The sequence below is a fragment of the Agrobacterium sp. MS2 genome, assembly GCF_003261015.1.
In the GTDB taxonomy this organism is placed as follows: domain Bacteria; phylum Pseudomonadota; class Alphaproteobacteria; order Rhizobiales; family Rhizobiaceae; genus Agrobacterium; species Agrobacterium pusense.
Genome location: NZ_QLNF01000039.1, coordinates 165,014 through 179,554, shown reverse-complemented (window position 1 = coordinate 179,554; position 14,541 = coordinate 165,014). Strand labels below are relative to the sequence as shown.

Genomic DNA, 14,541 nt, shown 5'->3' with positions numbered 1-14,541 from the left:
GCCATGAACCTCGTCTTTCTTGATCCTGGCAGGCTGACGGCGCGACTGGAACTGGAAGTGCGGTCGGAAACGCCTGATGGACAGGGCGGCGCCGCCGAAAGCTGGAAGGCCGTGCGCGCGTTGTGGGGCGCCATCGAGCCGGTTTCCGAAGCCTCGCACGAGCGGGCTTCGGCCGAGGGGGCGACGATTACCCATCGTGTCTGGCTCGCCTGGCGCAACGACATCGACATCGGCACCGGGATGCGCTTTCGCAAGGGGTCGCGCATCCTCAACATCCGAACGGCGATGGATCCCGACGAAACCCGCCGCTTCATCGTCTGCCGTTGCGAAGAGGAAAACCGATGAGCGCCGCGAACCCGCTTCTTCAGGCGATCGTCGCAAAGCTCGCTGGCGATGCCGAATTGGCAGACCTCAACCCCGGCGGCATCGTCGACCGGCTTCTGACGCGTGGCCTTTTGCCATGTATTGTCTTCGACGAGGTCGAGACCCGCGATTATTCGACGGCGACGGAAAGCGCGGAGGAGCATTTTCTGACGCTGCAAATCTGGGGTGATGCCAATCGCCGCAGATCCACGGGTGAGATCGCCGCAAGGGTAAAAGCGCTGCTTGATGATGCCGCGCTGCCGCTCGTCGGCTTTTCGCTCGTCAACATGCACATGCTGTCCAGCCGCTCCCGCCGTGAGGCGAAGTCACGGAACTTCGTCCTTGAAATGCGGTTCAGGGCGGTAACGGAATAAAGGGCCTTACGCTTTCTGGCCGGCCACGGTTTTCCACAGCAGGATCAGCAGCAGCAGCGACAGGGTGATCAGGATGGAAGCGATGCCAAGCATCGCCGCCACACCGCCGCGATCGAGCGCCATGCTGAAAATGACAGGTGCAAAGGCGATGGCGAGATTTTGCGGAAGCGAAATCCGTGCGGCCTGAAGGCCGTATTGCTGCGGAGAAAACACTGCAAGTGGCAGAACGGCGCGGCTGACCGTCAGCACACCCGCGCCAAACCCGAACAGGGCGATGAAGCCGGCAAAGGCTGGTATGGCCGGAGAAAAGACGAGCAGGACCAGAAAGGATGTCAGCAGAAGACAGAGGCCGATCAGGCAGGTGATGAAGGGATTGCCGCGTTTTCCCAGCAGGAAATCTAGCCCGCGCGCGGTAATCGCCAGCACGCTGCGCACCGATGCCAGCTGGATTGCAAGCGCTTGCGATGCGCCTGAATGCACGAGAAGCAAAGGCAGAAGCGGCGAGAAGCCAAAGGCGGTGAAGGCGCTGAGCGTGGTCATTGCCGCCAGAAGCAGGAAGGCGCGCCGCGTATCCACCGGCGAGGCCGGGATTTCGCCAGGATGCGGGCGCTGGCCTGGATTGCCGCCCTTTCTCTTCGGAAGAACGAAGAGGTAAAGCGGCAGAAGCAGGAACAGCTGCAGACAGCCGTAGAGGATGAGGGTGCCGCGCCAGCCGAGATGCTGCTCCGCAAAGGCTGTGACGGGCAGGAACACGGCCGCCGAAAGGCCGGTAAAGACCATCAGCAGCGTCAGGGATCGACCGCTTTCCGCCCCGACGCGCTCCACCACGGCGGTGTGTGCCGCCGTTGTCAGCCCGCACGCGCCGGCAAAGCCCATCACCGCCCAGCCCAGCAGATAGCTTGTCACGCCGCCTGCAAAAGCAAGCAGCGCAAAGCCGCAGGCAAAAAGCAGGGTGCCGCTGACCAGCACCGGCGCTGCGCCGTGGCGCACAAGCATCCGCCCGAGCAGCGGCCCGCAAAGCGCACTGATGGTCATCATCACGGTCAGGCCTGCAAAAACGACTTCGTTGGCGATGGCGAGTTCGCTGCCCATTCGTGGACCGAGAATGGCCAGCATGTCGAAACCGGAACCCCAGCTGACGACCTGCCCAAGCGCCAGCACGCCGATAAGGCGTGTACGGAACGTCGGGGAAGCAGCATCGGACATGGCAAGATCGCACAATGCGAGGGCAAGGAACATTTTTGGTCGCAGGCCCGCAACACCCTGCAACCGCAATCGAAACGGAAGGAAACAGGATGGTGGCGCAGAAGGGCAAGGATTTTCTGCTGAAATTCAACAATGCCGGAACATATGTCACTGTTGCCGGGCTCAGAACGCGGCGGCTGGCCTTTAACGCCCAGGCGGTGGACGTTACCGATGGGGAAAGCGTTGGGCGCTGGCGCGAGTTGCTGGCGGGTGCCGGCGTGCAAAGGGCCGCGCTGACGGCGTCAGGCATATTCAAGGATGCGGCGAGCGATGCGCTCGTGCGGGGCGCGTTTTTCGCGGGCACCATTCCCGGCTGGCAGATCGTCATACCCGATTTCGGCGCGATTGTCGGGCCGTTCCAGATCGTGGCGCTGGAGTATTCCGGCCGTCACGATGGCGAAGTGCAATTTGAGATCGCGCTGGAATCGGCCGGTCTTTTGACCTTTGGAGCGCTGTGATGCCGCAAGGGTTGCGTTACGGGCGGGCGAACCGCCATCGCGGCGAGATCGAAGCGCTGTTCGACGGCGAGAGGCGCATATTGTGCCTGACGCTCGGCGCGCTTGCCGAGCTCGAAACCGCCTTCGAAGTCGATGACCTGACAGCGCTTGCCGAACGTTTTGCGAGCGGACGCATGAAGGCCACCGACATGATCCGGGTGATCGGCGCGGGGTTGCGCGGCGCCGGCAATGTTTTTTCGGATGAGGATGTTGCCAGCGCCACGGTGGAGGGTGGCATTGTCGGCCATGCCGCCATCGTCGCCGAACTTCTGACCGCCACCTTCGGCGGTTTGAAAGGGGAGACGCCGCGGGACCCCTGAATGCCGCAGCAGGCGATGCGACGCCGCGCCCTTTTCCCTGGGATGCGGTTCTCCATGCGGGTTTCTGCCTACTGCGGCTTTCTTCCGAAGTCTTCTGGCGGCTGACGCCCAGAGAGTTTTTCGCCATGACGGGCGGCGTGCGCTCCGGTTCACACGGCCCCGATCGACAGGAGATGGAGGCGATGATGCGGCGTTTTCCCGACAGGGAGGCATCCGATCATCGTTTCGCGAAGATGTTTTAATTCAAATACTTGAAGCTCCAGTTTGAATCGGAAAGGCAGGTACGATGGCGGGTGAAGGATCGATCGCGGAAAATCGGGAGGAGGCGGAAGCCCTGTCCGAAGTGATGGGCGATCTCGAACGCCGCTCCGAACGGTTCGGAGCGGCGCTGACGTCTGCACTGCAGGCGGCAACGACAGGCGGCAAAGGGCTGGACGATGTGCTGCGCGGCCTTGGGCAGCGGCTGTCGGGCATCGCGCTTTCCGCCGGGCTCAAACCCTTTGAGGCCATGATTGGCAATGCCGTCGGCGGGTTGTTGAACGGCGGCGGCTCGCTCTTCGCCTTCGCGGATGGCGGGATGCCGGGGCGCAGCGTCACGCCTTTCGCCGAGGGTGGTGTCGTCTCCAGCCCGGCGTTTTTTCCCATGGACGGCGGGCTTGGCCTGATGGGAGAAGCAGGGGCGGAAGCCATATTGCCTCTGAAGCGCGGCCCGGATGGTGCACTCGGTGTTGCGGCGCCTTCCGCCGGCGGCGGGTCCCAGATCATTTTCAACGTCACGGCGACGGATGCGGCAAGCTTCCGCAAAAGCGAAGGCCAGATTGCCGCAATGCTGGCGCGCAGCGTCGGGCGCGGCCAGCGTGGACTGTAATATGCAGACCTTGTCCCTGTCCCGACCGGCCTGCCGAGCATGGACAAACCGCGAAGGATGAGGGCCTGCGGCCGGCACACCCCGAACAGCGAAATGAATCCAGGAACAACGACATGGTGGCATTTCATGAAGTGCGGTTTCCGCTCCGGCTGGCGCTCGGTGTGAGCGGCGGGCCGGTGAGACGGACCGACATCGTCAATCTTTCCAATGGGCGGGAAAGCCGCAATCAGCGCTGGCGAAATGCCAGGCGTGCCTATGACGCCGGCTCGGGCATCCGCTCGCTCACCGATCTCTATGAGGTGCTGGCCTTTTTCGAAGCGCGGCGCGGCGAGCTTTACGGCTTTCGTTTTCGCGATCCCGTGGACTTCAAATCCTGCCCGCCGGGAGACACGCCGGCATCGACCGATCAGAGGATCGGCGTGGGTGATGGCGTCACGGTGCGGTTTCAACTGGTCAAGACCTATGCCGATGCGGGTGGCTTCTTCACCCGCCGGGTGGAAAAGCCTGCCGAGGGCTCCGTCCTCGTATCGGTCGAGGGTGTGCCCGTATCCGCTTCGGATATGTCCTGCGATTACGCGACCGGTATGGTGACATTCGGTTCCGGAAAGGTTCCGCCCGCCGGTGCGGTGGTCCGTGCCGGCTATGAATTCGATGTACCGGTACGGTTCGCGACCGACCGCATCGACATCAACCTCACCGCCTTCGAAGCCGGGCGAATTCCCGCCATTCCGCTGATGGAAATCCAGCCATGAAAACGATCGCTCCCGCCCTTGCCGGGCATCTTGAAAGCGATGCCACGACCACTTGCCATTGCTGGAAAGTGACGTTGAAGGATGGCGCCGAAATCGGATTCACCGATCATGACGAGGCGCTTTTCTTCGCCGGCACGGCCTTTCTGGCCGCCAGCGGTTTTTCGGCCAGCGATAATGACAGCGAAACCGGGCTCGGCGCCGGCGCAGGTGAAGTGGCAGGCGGTTTTTCCAGCGAGGCGATTTCGGAAGAGGATCTTGCCGCCGGCCGTTTCGACGGAGCGAGAGTGGAGCTTTACCTCGTCAACTGGCAGGCTCCGGAAGAGCATGTGCTTCTCTCCCTGCGCGAGATCGGCGACGTAACCCGGGCGGGCGGGTCCTTTCGCGCCGAGCTGCGCAGTTTCGCCCATCGCCTCAGCCAGCCGCAGGGGCGGGTTTATGGACGGCGCTGCGATGCCGCGCTGGGAGACGCACGCTGCGGCGTGGCTCTGGCGCGGTTCACCGGCAATGGCCGGGTGGCGGCGGTGGACGCGGCCGGCAATCTCGTCGCAACCGGGCTCGATGCTTTCCCGGATGGTTTTTTCAACGGGGGAAAGGTGCATTTTCTCACCGGTCCGCTTGCCGGGCGCGGGTTCGATCTCGATGGTCATGAGCAGCGCAATGGCGGCGCGCTTCTTTCTTTCTGGCTTCCACCGGATGAGGCACCGTTGCCGGGAGACAGCTTTTCCGTCACGGCCGGTTGCGACAAGAGCTTCGCCACATGCAGGCATACATTCGCCAATCAGCTGAATTTCAGGGGATTTCCCCATCTTCCAGGGGCTGATTTCGCCTATTCTTATGCCAGCGGTGGTCACACCCACGATGGCGGGGCCTTGTTCCCATGAGCGAGACGGGAGACAAGGTGCTGGCGCTGGCCGAGCCGTGGATCGGCACACCCTATCGGCATCAGGCGTCGCTAAGGGGCGTTGGCTGCGATTGTCTCGGCCTGATCCGAGGCGTCTGGCGCGAACTCTACGGCAGCGAACCGGAACTTCCGCCGCCCTATGCGCCTGACTGGGCCGAGCGCTGTGGTGAGGACCGGCTGATGGCGGCCGTGCAACGTCATTTTCCCGACGTTTCGGGCCTGGACGGGGCAAAGCCCGGAGACCTGCTGCTGTTCCGCTGGCGGGCCGATGCGGCGGCTAAACATCTCGGCATCCTCGCGGAATCCCGGCATTTCATCCACGCTTATGAGCAGGCGGCGGTGGTGCGTTCCGCCTTGGTGCCATGCTGGAAACGGCGCATCGCCGGCATTTTCCGCTTTCCCGATCCCTGAGATTTTTTGAGGCAGGCATGGCAACCATACTATTTCAGGCAGCAGGTGCGGCGCTCGGCGGTATTTTTGGGCCCGTGGGAGCGATCATCGGGCGTGCGGCCGGCGCGCTGGCTGGCAACGCCGTGGATCGCGCCTTGCTTTCAGACGGTCGTACCGTGTCCGGGGCACGGCTCTCGGCCGCGCGTATTCCCGGTGCGGATGAAGGCGCCGCGATAAACCGGCTTTACGGTACGGCGAGGATCGGCGGCACCCTGATCTGGGCGACACGTTTCGAAGAAAGCCGTGTCGTGCAGAGACGTGGTGGCAAAGGCAACCGCGGCCCAAGGACGGAAACCTATCGATATTTCGCCAATCTCGCCATCGGTCTCTGCGAGGGGGAGGCGGCCTTCGTGCGGCGCGTCTGGGCCGATGGGCGCGAAATTGACCTGACCGGCATCGAGATGCGCTTTTATCCCGGCAGCGAAACGCAATTGCCCGATCCGCTGATCGAGGCGAAACAGGGGAGCGGCAATGCTCCCGCCTTTCGCGGCCTCGCTTATGTGGTCATCGAGCGCCTGCCGCTTGAAGCCTATGGCAACCGCATTCCGCTCATGCAGTTCGAGGTGGCGCGGCCGGTCGGCGGGCTGGAGAAGTCGATCCGCGCCGTGACCGTCATTCCGGGCGCAACCGAACATGGTTACGCAACGGTGCCGGTTTCCGAGCATACGGCCATGGGTGAAAGCCGCGTGATGAACCGTAACGGCCTGACGGCCGAGACGGACTGGCGCGCTGCCATCGATGAATTGCAGGCGCTTTGCCCCGCTCTTCAAAGCGTGGCGCTGGTGGTGAGCTGGTTCGGCACGGATATGCGGGCGGGCGAATGCCGCATCCTGCCGGGTGTTGAAGTGGGGGACCGGGAGGGCGAGACGACGCCGTGGTCCGTTGCCGGCCTGACACGCGCCGGGGCGCATCCGGTCAGCCATCATCATGGCGGTCCCGCCTATGGCGGCACGCCGAATGATGAAGGTGTGCTGCAGGCGATAGCCGACCTCAAGGCGCGGGGCCTGAAGGTCTGCCTTTATCCCTTTGTGATGATGGACGTGCCGGCGGGCAACGGCCTGCCGGATCCCTATGGCAAGGCCGAACAGGACGCCTATGCCTGGCGGGGGCGCATCACCTGCTTTCCCGCACCCGGGAGGCCCGGATCGGCCGATCGTACCGCCGGTGCGCGGCTGGAGATCGATCGTTTCTGTTCCCGCGCCGAGGGCTATCGACGCATGGTGCTGCATTACGCCGACCTTTCGGTAAAAGCGGGAGGCGTCGACGCCTTCCTGATCGGTTCCGAACTGCGGGGGCTGACGGGGTTGCGCGACGACAACGGCGCCTTTCCCTTCGTGGAGGCGCTGGTGCGGCTCGCGCGCGATGTACGGGCTGTCGTCGGAAGGGCGACGAAACTAACCTATGCTGCGGACTGGAGCGAATATTTCGGTCACCAGCCGGACGACGGCTCGGGGGACGTGTTCTTCCATCTCGATCCGCTCTGGGCGAGCCCCGACATCGACGCCATTGGCATCGACAATTACATGCCGCTCTCCGACTGGCGCGACGAAGATGCCGCAAACGGCAATCCTGACGGCATGACCGGCCCGGATGACGCTGTGGCCTTCCGCCGCGCCGTTACGGCTGGCGAGGGTTTCGACTGGTTTTATGCAAGCGAAGCCGACCGCACGGCCCGGCGGCGAACCCCCATTGCCGATGGCACAACGGCAAAGCCATGGGTATTCCGCTACAAGGACCTTCGAAACTGGTGGGAAAATCTCCATTACGATCGGCCCGGCGGGAAGGAGAGCACCACGCCGACCGTATGGAGGCCGGGCTCGAAGCCCATCTGGTTCACGGAACTCGGCTGCCCGGCGGTGGACAAGAGCGCGACACGCCCCAATGTCTTTCCCGATCCGAAATCGGCGGAAAACGCCTTTCCCCATTTTTCCCGCAAAAGCAGGGCGGACAGCCAGCAGCGGCGTTTTCTGGAGGCGCATCTGGGGCACTGGGAAAATGGCGATGCCGCGATGGTGGATACGAGCCGGATCTATCTGTGGACCTGGGATGCGCGGCCTTTCCCGGCCTTTCCGCAAAACGGTGCGACGTGGAGCGATGGCGGTAACTGGCGCACGGGCCATTGGCTGAACGGCCGGCTGGGAACGGCGACGCTTGCCGACACCATCGCCGCCATTTTGACGGATCACGGCTTTTCCGCTTTCGACGTCTCCGCCATCAGCGGCGATCTCATCGGTTATGTGCAAGGCGAGGTAACTTCGGCCCGCAGCCTGCTGGAGCCGCTGATCGCGGCATTTCAGCTGGATGTGGCGGAGGATGCCGGCACCCTGCGTTTCCGCTCCCGCAACGGGGCTGTCACGCCCGTTCGGGATATTTCCATTCTCGCCGATCTGGAGGGTGAACCGCTGTGGTCGGAAAATCGCGGCCACGACAGCGATTTCCCCGCGGAAGCCGTTCTGACCTCGTTCAACCCGGCGCTGGACTACGAGCAGGCGAGCGTGCGTTCGCGGCGCGTGGAGAATGCCGGCAGCCGTGTCATGCGGCTCGATCTCAACGCCGCTCTATCTTCGGAAACGGCGCAAGCGGCGATCGAGGCGGCCTTGCGCGACAGCCGCCAGGCACGGCGCAGCCTGCGTTTTGCCCTGCCGCCGGGGCAGATTGCGCTGGAGCCGGGCGACTGCATCCGTCTCTCCACGGATGCCTTTCCGCAGGCGCCCGCAGGTCGGTTCATGGTCAGCCGTATCGAGGATGGTGCGGTGCGGCAGGTGGAAGCGCGGGCCTTTTCCCCGGCCTTGTCAACTTTTGCCGGTGTGGCGGACGAGCGACGTGCCCGTGGCGCAAGCGGCAGCGAGGGTTTCGCGCCGGAAGTGCTGTTTCTCGATCTGCCGTATCAGGACGGTGCGGCGGCCGAGCAGTCGGCGCGAGTTGCCGCCTTCGCGAAACCCTGGCGGCACATCGTCGTCTCGGCCTCATCAGGCACGGAAGGATACGGCCAGCGCGTCGTGCTAGACCGTCCGGCCAGGATCGCAACGCTGGCAATGCCGCTGAAGCCTGGGCCCTCCGGTCGCTTCGACCGTGCAAATACCATCGTGCTCGATCTGCCTTTCGGCGAAGTTGCATCGGCCGAACCGCTTTCGGTGCTGAACGGCGAGAACCGCATCGCCGTGAGGGGGGCGAATGGTGTCTGGGAAATCGTCGCTTTCGCGAAGGCAGAGGAAACCGCGAGGTCGCGCTGGCGGCTTTCTGTTCTCCTGCGCGGCCTTGCCGGCACGGAAGACGCGTTGGCCACCGGTGCGCCGGCAGGGGCGCCCGTGGTTGTTCTGGATGCCGCGGTACAGCCTCTCGGTCTGCTCGCCGGAGAGCGTGGCCGGCGAATGAACTGGATTGTCGAGGCAGCGGAACAGGCCGGTGCGCCGGTCGGGCCTTTCTCCGTCGAGGCCGGATTTCGGGCGCTGACGCCGCTTGCGCCGGTGCATCTTGCCGGCCTGCGAAAAACGGATGGCGTTCTCATCAGCTGGAAACGCCGGGGGCGGATGGACGCCGATGGCTGGGACGCAAGCGAAATTCCGCTGGATGAAGCTTTCGAACGTTATCGGGTGGAGGTGATGGACGGCGACGAGGTGCGGCGTACCGCCGACGTCTCGGAACCCTTATGGTTTTATCCAGCAACAGCCGAACTCACAGATTTTCCGGCGCTGCGGGATCACATTTCCGTGCGAGTCCGCCAGCTCGGCCGCGCGGTGCCCCTGGGAGTGGCGGCACAGGCCGTTCTCCCGCTTTCATAAATGCCTGAAAACAAAGCAAAGGACGACAAGATGGACAGTACCAAACCGTGGTATCAATCCCGCACGATATGGGGCGCGCTGATTGCGGTCTTCGCCCCGCTTTTCACCATTGCCGGCTTTGATCTGCCCGCCGGACTTCACGGTGAGCTGGCCGACGGCCTGATGACCGTGGCCGGCGGAATTGGCGGTCTCATCGCGCTTTACGGCCGCCTTTCGGCGACCCGTGCGATCCGCTGACCCCGCCCGCGCAAGCGCCGCTCCCGTTCCGTCTTCCCGCTGCGGGGGCGGCATTCATTTGCCATTCAGACGCTTTGCGCTACATATTCGGTCACAATACGGTTCAAGACGCACCCGTTTTTTTTGTGGAAGTTTGTAGAATGGCATCACCTCTCATCATCGCGACGCTTGCAGCCGGGCTTTCCGGTTTCACGGCGCCCGAGGCTGATTTGCAGGGCCACTACATTCTCGCTGCCAGCGACTGCGGCGCGGCCGTGGCCCGCGTTGTACGCGAAACCGGCGGCCAGCTTCTTTCTGTCTATCCTTCCGGCGACGGTCAGTCCTGTGTCGTCACCGTTCTCGTCCAGGGAAATGGCGAGCGCCCGCGCAAGGTGACGATGCGCGTGCCGATGTAGCTTGCCCGCATCGCCGAAATATCGGAAAACGATCCGAGACATCTAGCATGACCGGCCACGCACGCGGGCCGGGACACAGGAAAGGGCGGACAATGCGTATTCTCGTTGTTGAGGACGATGCCAATCTCAATCGTCAGCTGACCGATGCTCTCAAGGAGGCCGGTTATGTCGTCGATCAGGCATTCGACGGCGAGGAAGGCCATTATCTCGGTGACACCGAGCCCTATGACGCCATCGTTCTTGATATCGGCCTGCCGCAACTCGATGGCATCACCGTCGTCGAAAAATGGCGCGCGGCCGGAAAGGCCATGCCTGTTCTCATCCTGACCGCCCGCGACCGCTGGAGCGACAAGGTGGCGGGCATCGACGCCGGCGCCGATGACTATGTGACGAAGCCCTTTCATGTCGAGGAAGTTCTTGCCCGCGTGCGCGCGCTCATCCGCCGCGCGGCCGGCCACGCTTCTTCCGAACTCGTCTGCGGCCCGGTCCGGCTCGACACAAAGTCCTCCAAGGCGACCGTCAACGGCACGACGCTGAAACTCACCTCGCACGAGTTCCGGCTCCTGTCCTATCTCATGCATCACATGGGTGAGGTCGTATCGCGCACGGAGCTGGTGGAGCATATGTACGATCAGGATTTCGACCGCGATTCCAACACGATCGAGGTATTTGTCGGACGTCTTCGCAAGAAGCTCGGGGTTGATCTGATCGAGACGATCCGTGGTCTCGGTTACCGGATGCAAGCGCCGGCAGATGCGAAGTAATTCTCTCACCGCCCGCGTCCTGCTGCTCGCCTCGCTCTGGTCGGTGCTGGCGCTGGTGGTGATCGCCGTCGTGATCTCGACGCTTTACCGCCAGGGCGTGGAGCGCAGCTTCACCGATCTTCTCAGGGCACAGCTCTATAACGTCATCAATTCCGTGACGATTTCCAACGAAAATACGCTGGCCGGCAGCCCGCAGCTTGGCGATCTGCGCTTTTCGCAGCCCGATACCGGCTGGTACTGGGTTGTCGAGCCGCTCGGAAATTTCCAGACCGCGCCGCTGGTCTCTTCCTCGCTCGGCGTTTCCACCCTTCCGGTGCCGAGCATTCTCGATGCCCCCTTCGACAACCGCTACGAGCGCTTTTATGCCGTCACCGACGAGGCCGGCAATCAGGTGCGGGTGGCGGAAACCGAAGTCGTGCTGGATGGCGAGGGGCGTGCAGCGCGTTTCCGTGTGTCCGGCAATCTGAACGTCGTGGAGGACGATGTGCGGGACTTCTCCAACAGCCTCTATCTGGCGCTTGCCGTTTTTGGTGTCGGAAGTCTTGTCGTCAATGGTCTTGCCATTCTCTACAGTCTGCGGCCGCTCGATCAGGCTCGCGTCGCACTTGGCAAGATCAGGGGCGGAGAGGCGGAAAGCCTCGAAGGCGAATTCCCGCGCGAAATCCAGCCACTCGCCAACGAGGTCAACGCACTGATCGATAGCAACCGAAGGCTCGTCGAGCGCGCCCGTATGCAGGTCGGCAATCTCGCCCATTCACTGAAGACGCCGATTGCCGTTCTCCTGAACGAAGCCCGCACGCTCGATCCGCAGCACGGCGACCTTGTGCGCGCTCAGGCGGACGCCATGCAGGCGCAGGTGCAATCCTATCTCTCCCGCGCCCGCATCGCCGCCCAGCGCGGCTCCATCCTTGCCCGCGTGGAGGCCGAACCGGCGCTGGAACGGCTGGTGCGTGTCATGCGCCGCCTGAACCCCGACAAGCAGTTCGTGCTGAATTTCGAGCAACCCGGCGCGGTACTCGGCATGGAGCAGCAGGATCTGGAAGAGGTCGTCGGCAATCTTCTCGAAAATGCCGCGCGTTTTGCACAGACACGTGTGGTCATTACGCTGGCGACCGGCACGCACCCATCCTCCGACGCCGAAATCGCCCGTCGCGCCTGGGTGGAGCTGACGGTGGAGGATGATGGGCCGGGACTTGAGCCGGAACAGATCAGCGAAGCGATGAAGCGTGGGCGGCGATTGGATGAGAGCCGCCCCGGCACGGGCCTCGGATTGTCGATCGTTTCAGAGGTGGTGTCAGAGTACCATGGCCGCTTTTCGCTGTCGCGCAGCGCCATCGGCGGGTTGAAGGCAGATCTGATTTTGCCCGGCCTTTCGAAAGAGCTTGCGTGAGCCGAGAAAAAAGGCAAGAAATTCAACGCTGGTATATTGATGCAATGCGGTAGGAAAGAGGACAGGGTTTGGTTGACGTGTATGATGGCTGCCGCTCCGTGACGATGCGTTCGCTGGTGTCACGCCCGGCACTTCTCTCGATCCTGTGCGTTTCCATGCTGAGCGCCTGCACCACCACGGGCACCCGCCCGGCAGGCGGCGGTCTTTTCGGCCGTTCGTCACAGCCCTCCACGCCCTTCCTTGCCAATCTGGAAGGCGGTATTGTCGGGCGAAGCGGCGTGCAGCTTGACAGGGGTGACCAGACAAAGGCGCTGGAGGCCGAATATAAGGCGCTGGAAACGGCCCCGGTCGGCACGCCTGTCACCTGGACGGGCGATGACGCCAGGGGCCAGGTGGTCGCCAATGCGCCCTATCAGGTTGGCAACCAGAACTGCCGGCAATATTCGCACACCCTGACGGTAGACGGACGCGAAACCCGGGCGCGTGGCGCAGCCTGCCGCAATGCCGATGGAAGCTGGTCGCCGCTGACATAACCGGTTTGACGCAAATCAAGGTCACGGGCCCTTTGCGATGACAAGAGAGGCATGGCGGTGCAGCCGGGGGAACGGCCTGCGGTGCGGCGTGATGTCTCAAATTCGCGTCATCCCTGCGCTTCATGTTTCCATGTGCCGCGCATTCGAGTAATTGAGCCTTATGTTCTGGATTGTCGTTGCGATATTGACGGCGGCTGTTGCCATCGTCCTGATGTACCCGCTGATGCGGAAGACCGAGGCGCCGCAGACGCGCCGTGACGGTGAGGTTGCCGTTTATCGTGACCAGCTGGCCGAACTGGACCGCGAGCGCGCCGCCGGCCTGATCGGGCAGACCGAGGCGGATTATGCCCGCGCCGAAATCGGCCGCCGTCTGCTTGCCGCCGCCGAAGCGGAAGAGCAACCCGGCAAAGAAACCCGGCCGCGCCGGCACAATCTCGCCGCCAGCCTGATCACCATTCTGTTGCCGGCGCTGGGTCTCTGTCTTTACATCTGGAACGGCAGTCCGGAGGTGCCGGACATGCCGCTCGAGGCACGCCTTGAAAAGCCCGGCAACGACATGAATCTGCTGGTCGCAAGGGCCGAAAGGCATCTGGCGCAGAACCCGGATGATGGCGCGGGCTGGGACATTCTGGCACCGATCTATTTCAAGATGCAGCGGCTTGGCGACGCCGAGCTCGCCTATCGCAATGCGCTTCGCATTCTGGGCCCGAGCGCCGAACGACTGACGGGCCTTGGCGAAACGCTGGTGGCCGGTAATGACGGTATCGTCATCGAGGCGGCGCGGGATGCATTTGCCGAGGCGGAAAAGCTGAAACCCGGCAACCCGCGTGCCCGCTTCTATCTCGCGCTGTCGCTGGAACAGGCCGGCGAGGCGGAGGAAGCACGCGCGGCCTTCACTCAGCTGGCGGCAGACGCCCCGGCTGGCGCGCCATGGCTGCCCCTGGTGCGCGAGCATATTGCCCGGACTGGCGGCGAAACGAAGCCTGCCGCACCCGGCCCGACGACCGAGGACATGGCGGCGGCAAAAGACATGACGGCGACCGACCGGCAGGCGATGATTGAAGGTATGGTGGCGAGCCTTGACGCCAAGCTGAAGGATAACCCGGCCGATTTCGAAGGGTGGATGCGGCTCGTGCGTGCCTATTCCGTGCTGAAGAACGAAGCCAAGGCCGGAGAGGCGCTGCGGGCGGGGCTGAAAGCTTTTCCGCCGGAGGGTGAGCAGGGCAGGCAGCTTCTGGCGCTGGCGAAGGAACTCGGCGTTTCCGCCGGACCGATCCGTATGAACGGGAAACAGGATGCCGCGCCGCAGGGAGTGACACAATGACCCGCAAACAGAAACGACTCGCGATCATCGGCGGCGGCATGAGCTTCATCGTGGCGGCCGTGCTGCTGGTCATGTTCGCCTTCGGCCAGTCCATCGCCTATTTCTACATGCCGGCCGATCTGGAAAAAACGCCCGTCAACCCCGGCACGCGCATCCGCCTTGGCGGGCTGGTGGCGGAAGGGTCGATCAAGCGCGGCGAGGGCCGCACGGTGAGCTTCACGGTGACGGATGGCGAAGCGACCGTGCCGGTCAGCTATACCGGCATCCTGCCCGATCTCTTCCGCGAAGGGCAGGGCGTGGTGACCGAAGGCATGTTCGATGCCGCGACCCACGGTTTCGTGGCCGA

General features: G+C 63.5%; 18 protein-coding genes. 17 read left to right on the top strand and 1 reads right to left on the bottom strand.

The genetic code is table 11. The features are described 5' to 3' along the window. Positions 1-3 precede the first annotated feature (3 nt). On the top strand, positions 4-345 hold the full coding sequence (locus DOU54_RS14640; RefSeq protein WP_004440748.1) for a phage head closure protein: 342 nt from the start codon (positions 4-6) through the stop codon (positions 343-345). Further along, on the top strand, positions 342-737 hold the full coding sequence (locus tag DOU54_RS14635) for a DUF3168 domain-containing protein (RefSeq protein WP_004440751.1): 396 nt from the start codon (positions 342-344) through the stop codon (positions 735-737). The genes DOU54_RS14640 and DOU54_RS14635 overlap by 4 nt, the downstream gene beginning before the upstream one ends. Positions 738-743: 6 nt before the next feature. Here the strand turns inward: DOU54_RS14635 and DOU54_RS14630 are convergent, their stop codons facing one another. Then, complete coding sequence (locus DOU54_RS14630) at positions 744-1,943, bottom strand: MFS transporter (RefSeq protein WP_167497209.1); 1,200 nt, start codon at positions 1,941-1,943, stop codon at positions 744-746. 89 nt (positions 1,944-2,032) lie between these two features. Here DOU54_RS14630 and DOU54_RS14625 point away from each other — a divergent pair, with 89 nt between their 5' ends. The 15 genes from DOU54_RS14625 to ccmE all read left to right on the top strand — a co-directional run. Continuing rightward, the gene (locus DOU54_RS14625; RefSeq protein ID WP_113731469.1) at positions 2,033-2,440 is read left to right on the top strand and encodes a phage major tail protein, TP901-1 family; all 408 of its coding nucleotides are present in this window, start codon (positions 2,033-2,035) and stop codon (positions 2,438-2,440) included. Beyond that, positions 2,440-2,799, top strand: a complete 360-nt coding sequence (locus DOU54_RS14620; protein WP_077986779.1) for a gene transfer agent family protein — start codon at positions 2,440-2,442, stop codon at positions 2,797-2,799. Before DOU54_RS14625 ends, DOU54_RS14620 begins: the two co-directional genes overlap by 1 nt. Next, on the top strand, positions 2,796-3,041 hold the full coding sequence (locus DOU54_RS14615; RefSeq protein ID WP_077986780.1) for a rcc01693 family protein: 246 nt from the start codon (positions 2,796-2,798) through the stop codon (positions 3,039-3,041). The genes DOU54_RS14620 and DOU54_RS14615 overlap by 4 nt, the downstream gene beginning before the upstream one ends. 44 nt (positions 3,042-3,085) lie before the next feature. Continuing rightward, on the top strand, positions 3,086-3,667 hold the full coding sequence (locus DOU54_RS14610; protein ID WP_077986781.1) for a phage tail tape measure protein: 582 nt from the start codon (positions 3,086-3,088) through the stop codon (positions 3,665-3,667). Positions 3,668-3,780: 113 nt separating this feature from the next. Further along, positions 3,781-4,419, top strand: a complete 639-nt coding sequence (locus DOU54_RS14605; protein WP_077986782.1) for a TIGR02217 family protein — start codon at positions 3,781-3,783, stop codon at positions 4,417-4,419. After that, a complete protein-coding gene (locus DOU54_RS14600) occupies positions 4,416-5,300 on the top strand; it encodes a phage/gene transfer agent baseplate hub protein (protein ID WP_077986783.1) in 885 nt (294 codons plus the stop codon). Before DOU54_RS14605 ends, DOU54_RS14600 begins: the two co-directional genes overlap by 4 nt. Next, complete coding sequence (locus DOU54_RS14595; RefSeq protein WP_077986784.1) at positions 5,297-5,731, top strand: NlpC/P60 family protein; 435 nt, start codon at positions 5,297-5,299, stop codon at positions 5,729-5,731. The genes DOU54_RS14600 and DOU54_RS14595 overlap by 4 nt, the downstream gene beginning before the upstream one ends. Positions 5,732-5,748: 17 nt before the next feature. Further along, positions 5,749-9,552 (top strand): baseplate multidomain protein megatron, encoded by a 3,804-nt coding sequence (locus tag DOU54_RS14590; protein WP_113382211.1) that lies wholly within the window; start codon positions 5,749-5,751, stop codon positions 9,550-9,552. Between the two features lie 30 nt (positions 9,553-9,582). Further along, positions 9,583-9,789 (top strand): hypothetical protein, encoded by a 207-nt coding sequence (locus DOU54_RS14585; protein ID WP_004440775.1) that lies wholly within the window; start codon positions 9,583-9,585, stop codon positions 9,787-9,789. Between the two features lie 140 nt (positions 9,790-9,929). Continuing rightward, positions 9,930-10,184 carry a hypothetical protein gene (locus DOU54_RS14580; RefSeq protein WP_003497070.1) on the top strand — a complete coding sequence of 85 codons (255 nt, stop codon included), beginning with the start codon at positions 9,930-9,932 and terminating at the stop codon, positions 10,182-10,184. Between the two features lie 92 nt (positions 10,185-10,276). Next, positions 10,277-10,948 (top strand): response regulator transcription factor, encoded by a 672-nt coding sequence (locus tag DOU54_RS14575; protein ID WP_003509815.1) that lies wholly within the window; start codon positions 10,277-10,279, stop codon positions 10,946-10,948. Next, positions 10,938-12,338, top strand: coding sequence for an ATP-binding protein (locus DOU54_RS14570; RefSeq protein WP_004440792.1), 1,401 nt, complete (start codon positions 10,938-10,940; stop codon positions 12,336-12,338). Before DOU54_RS14575 ends, DOU54_RS14570 begins: the two co-directional genes overlap by 11 nt. Positions 12,339-12,442: 104 nt before the next feature. Next, positions 12,443-12,871, top strand: coding sequence for an RT0821/Lpp0805 family surface protein (locus DOU54_RS14565; RefSeq protein WP_037091716.1), 429 nt, complete (start codon positions 12,443-12,445; stop codon positions 12,869-12,871). Positions 12,872-13,031: 160 nt separating this feature from the next. Then, positions 13,032-14,195 (top strand): c-type cytochrome biogenesis protein CcmI, encoded by a 1,164-nt coding sequence (gene ccmI, locus DOU54_RS14560; protein WP_162749704.1) that lies wholly within the window; start codon positions 13,032-13,034, stop codon positions 14,193-14,195. Beyond that, a partial coding sequence (gene ccmE, locus DOU54_RS14555; RefSeq protein WP_113731476.1) for a cytochrome c maturation protein CcmE occupies positions 14,192-14,541 on the top strand: 350 nt, incomplete at its 3' end. The genes ccmI and ccmE, both read left to right, overlap by 4 nt.

Bases quoted from the DNA above. Each gene is read 5' to 3' on its own strand.
- DOU54_RS14640 (WP_004440748.1), top strand. From the start codon at position 4: ATGAACCTCGTCTTTCTTGATCCTGGCAGGCTGACGGCGCGACTGGAA.
- DOU54_RS14635 (WP_004440751.1), top strand. From the start codon at position 342: ATGAGCGCCGCGAACCCGCTTCTTCAGGCGATCGTCGCAAAGCTCGCT.
- DOU54_RS14630 (WP_167497209.1), bottom strand. From the start codon at position 1,943: ATGTCCGATGCTGCTTCCCCGACGTTCCGTACACGCCTTATCGGCGTG.
- DOU54_RS14625 (WP_113731469.1), top strand. From the start codon at position 2,033: ATGGTGGCGCAGAAGGGCAAGGATTTTCTGCTGAAATTCAACAATGCC.
- DOU54_RS14620 (WP_077986779.1), top strand. From the start codon at position 2,440: ATGCCGCAAGGGTTGCGTTACGGGCGGGCGAACCGCCATCGCGGCGAG.
- DOU54_RS14610 (WP_077986781.1), top strand. From the start codon at position 3,086: ATGGCGGGTGAAGGATCGATCGCGGAAAATCGGGAGGAGGCGGAAGCC.
- DOU54_RS14605 (WP_077986782.1), top strand. From the start codon at position 3,781: ATGGTGGCATTTCATGAAGTGCGGTTTCCGCTCCGGCTGGCGCTCGGT.
- DOU54_RS14600 (WP_077986783.1), top strand. From the start codon at position 4,416: ATGAAAACGATCGCTCCCGCCCTTGCCGGGCATCTTGAAAGCGATGCC.
- DOU54_RS14595 (WP_077986784.1), top strand. From the start codon at position 5,297: ATGAGCGAGACGGGAGACAAGGTGCTGGCGCTGGCCGAGCCGTGGATC.
- DOU54_RS14590 (WP_113382211.1), top strand. From the start codon at position 5,749: ATGGCAACCATACTATTTCAGGCAGCAGGTGCGGCGCTCGGCGGTATT.
- DOU54_RS14585 (WP_004440775.1), top strand. From the start codon at position 9,583: ATGGACAGTACCAAACCGTGGTATCAATCCCGCACGATATGGGGCGCG.
- DOU54_RS14580 (WP_003497070.1), top strand. From the start codon at position 9,930: ATGGCATCACCTCTCATCATCGCGACGCTTGCAGCCGGGCTTTCCGGT.
- DOU54_RS14575 (WP_003509815.1), top strand. From the start codon at position 10,277: ATGCGTATTCTCGTTGTTGAGGACGATGCCAATCTCAATCGTCAGCTG.
- DOU54_RS14570 (WP_004440792.1), top strand. From the start codon at position 10,938: ATGCGAAGTAATTCTCTCACCGCCCGCGTCCTGCTGCTCGCCTCGCTC.
- DOU54_RS14565 (WP_037091716.1), top strand. From the start codon at position 12,443: ATGCGTTCGCTGGTGTCACGCCCGGCACTTCTCTCGATCCTGTGCGTT.
- ccmI (WP_162749704.1), top strand. From the start codon at position 13,032: ATGTTCTGGATTGTCGTTGCGATATTGACGGCGGCTGTTGCCATCGTC.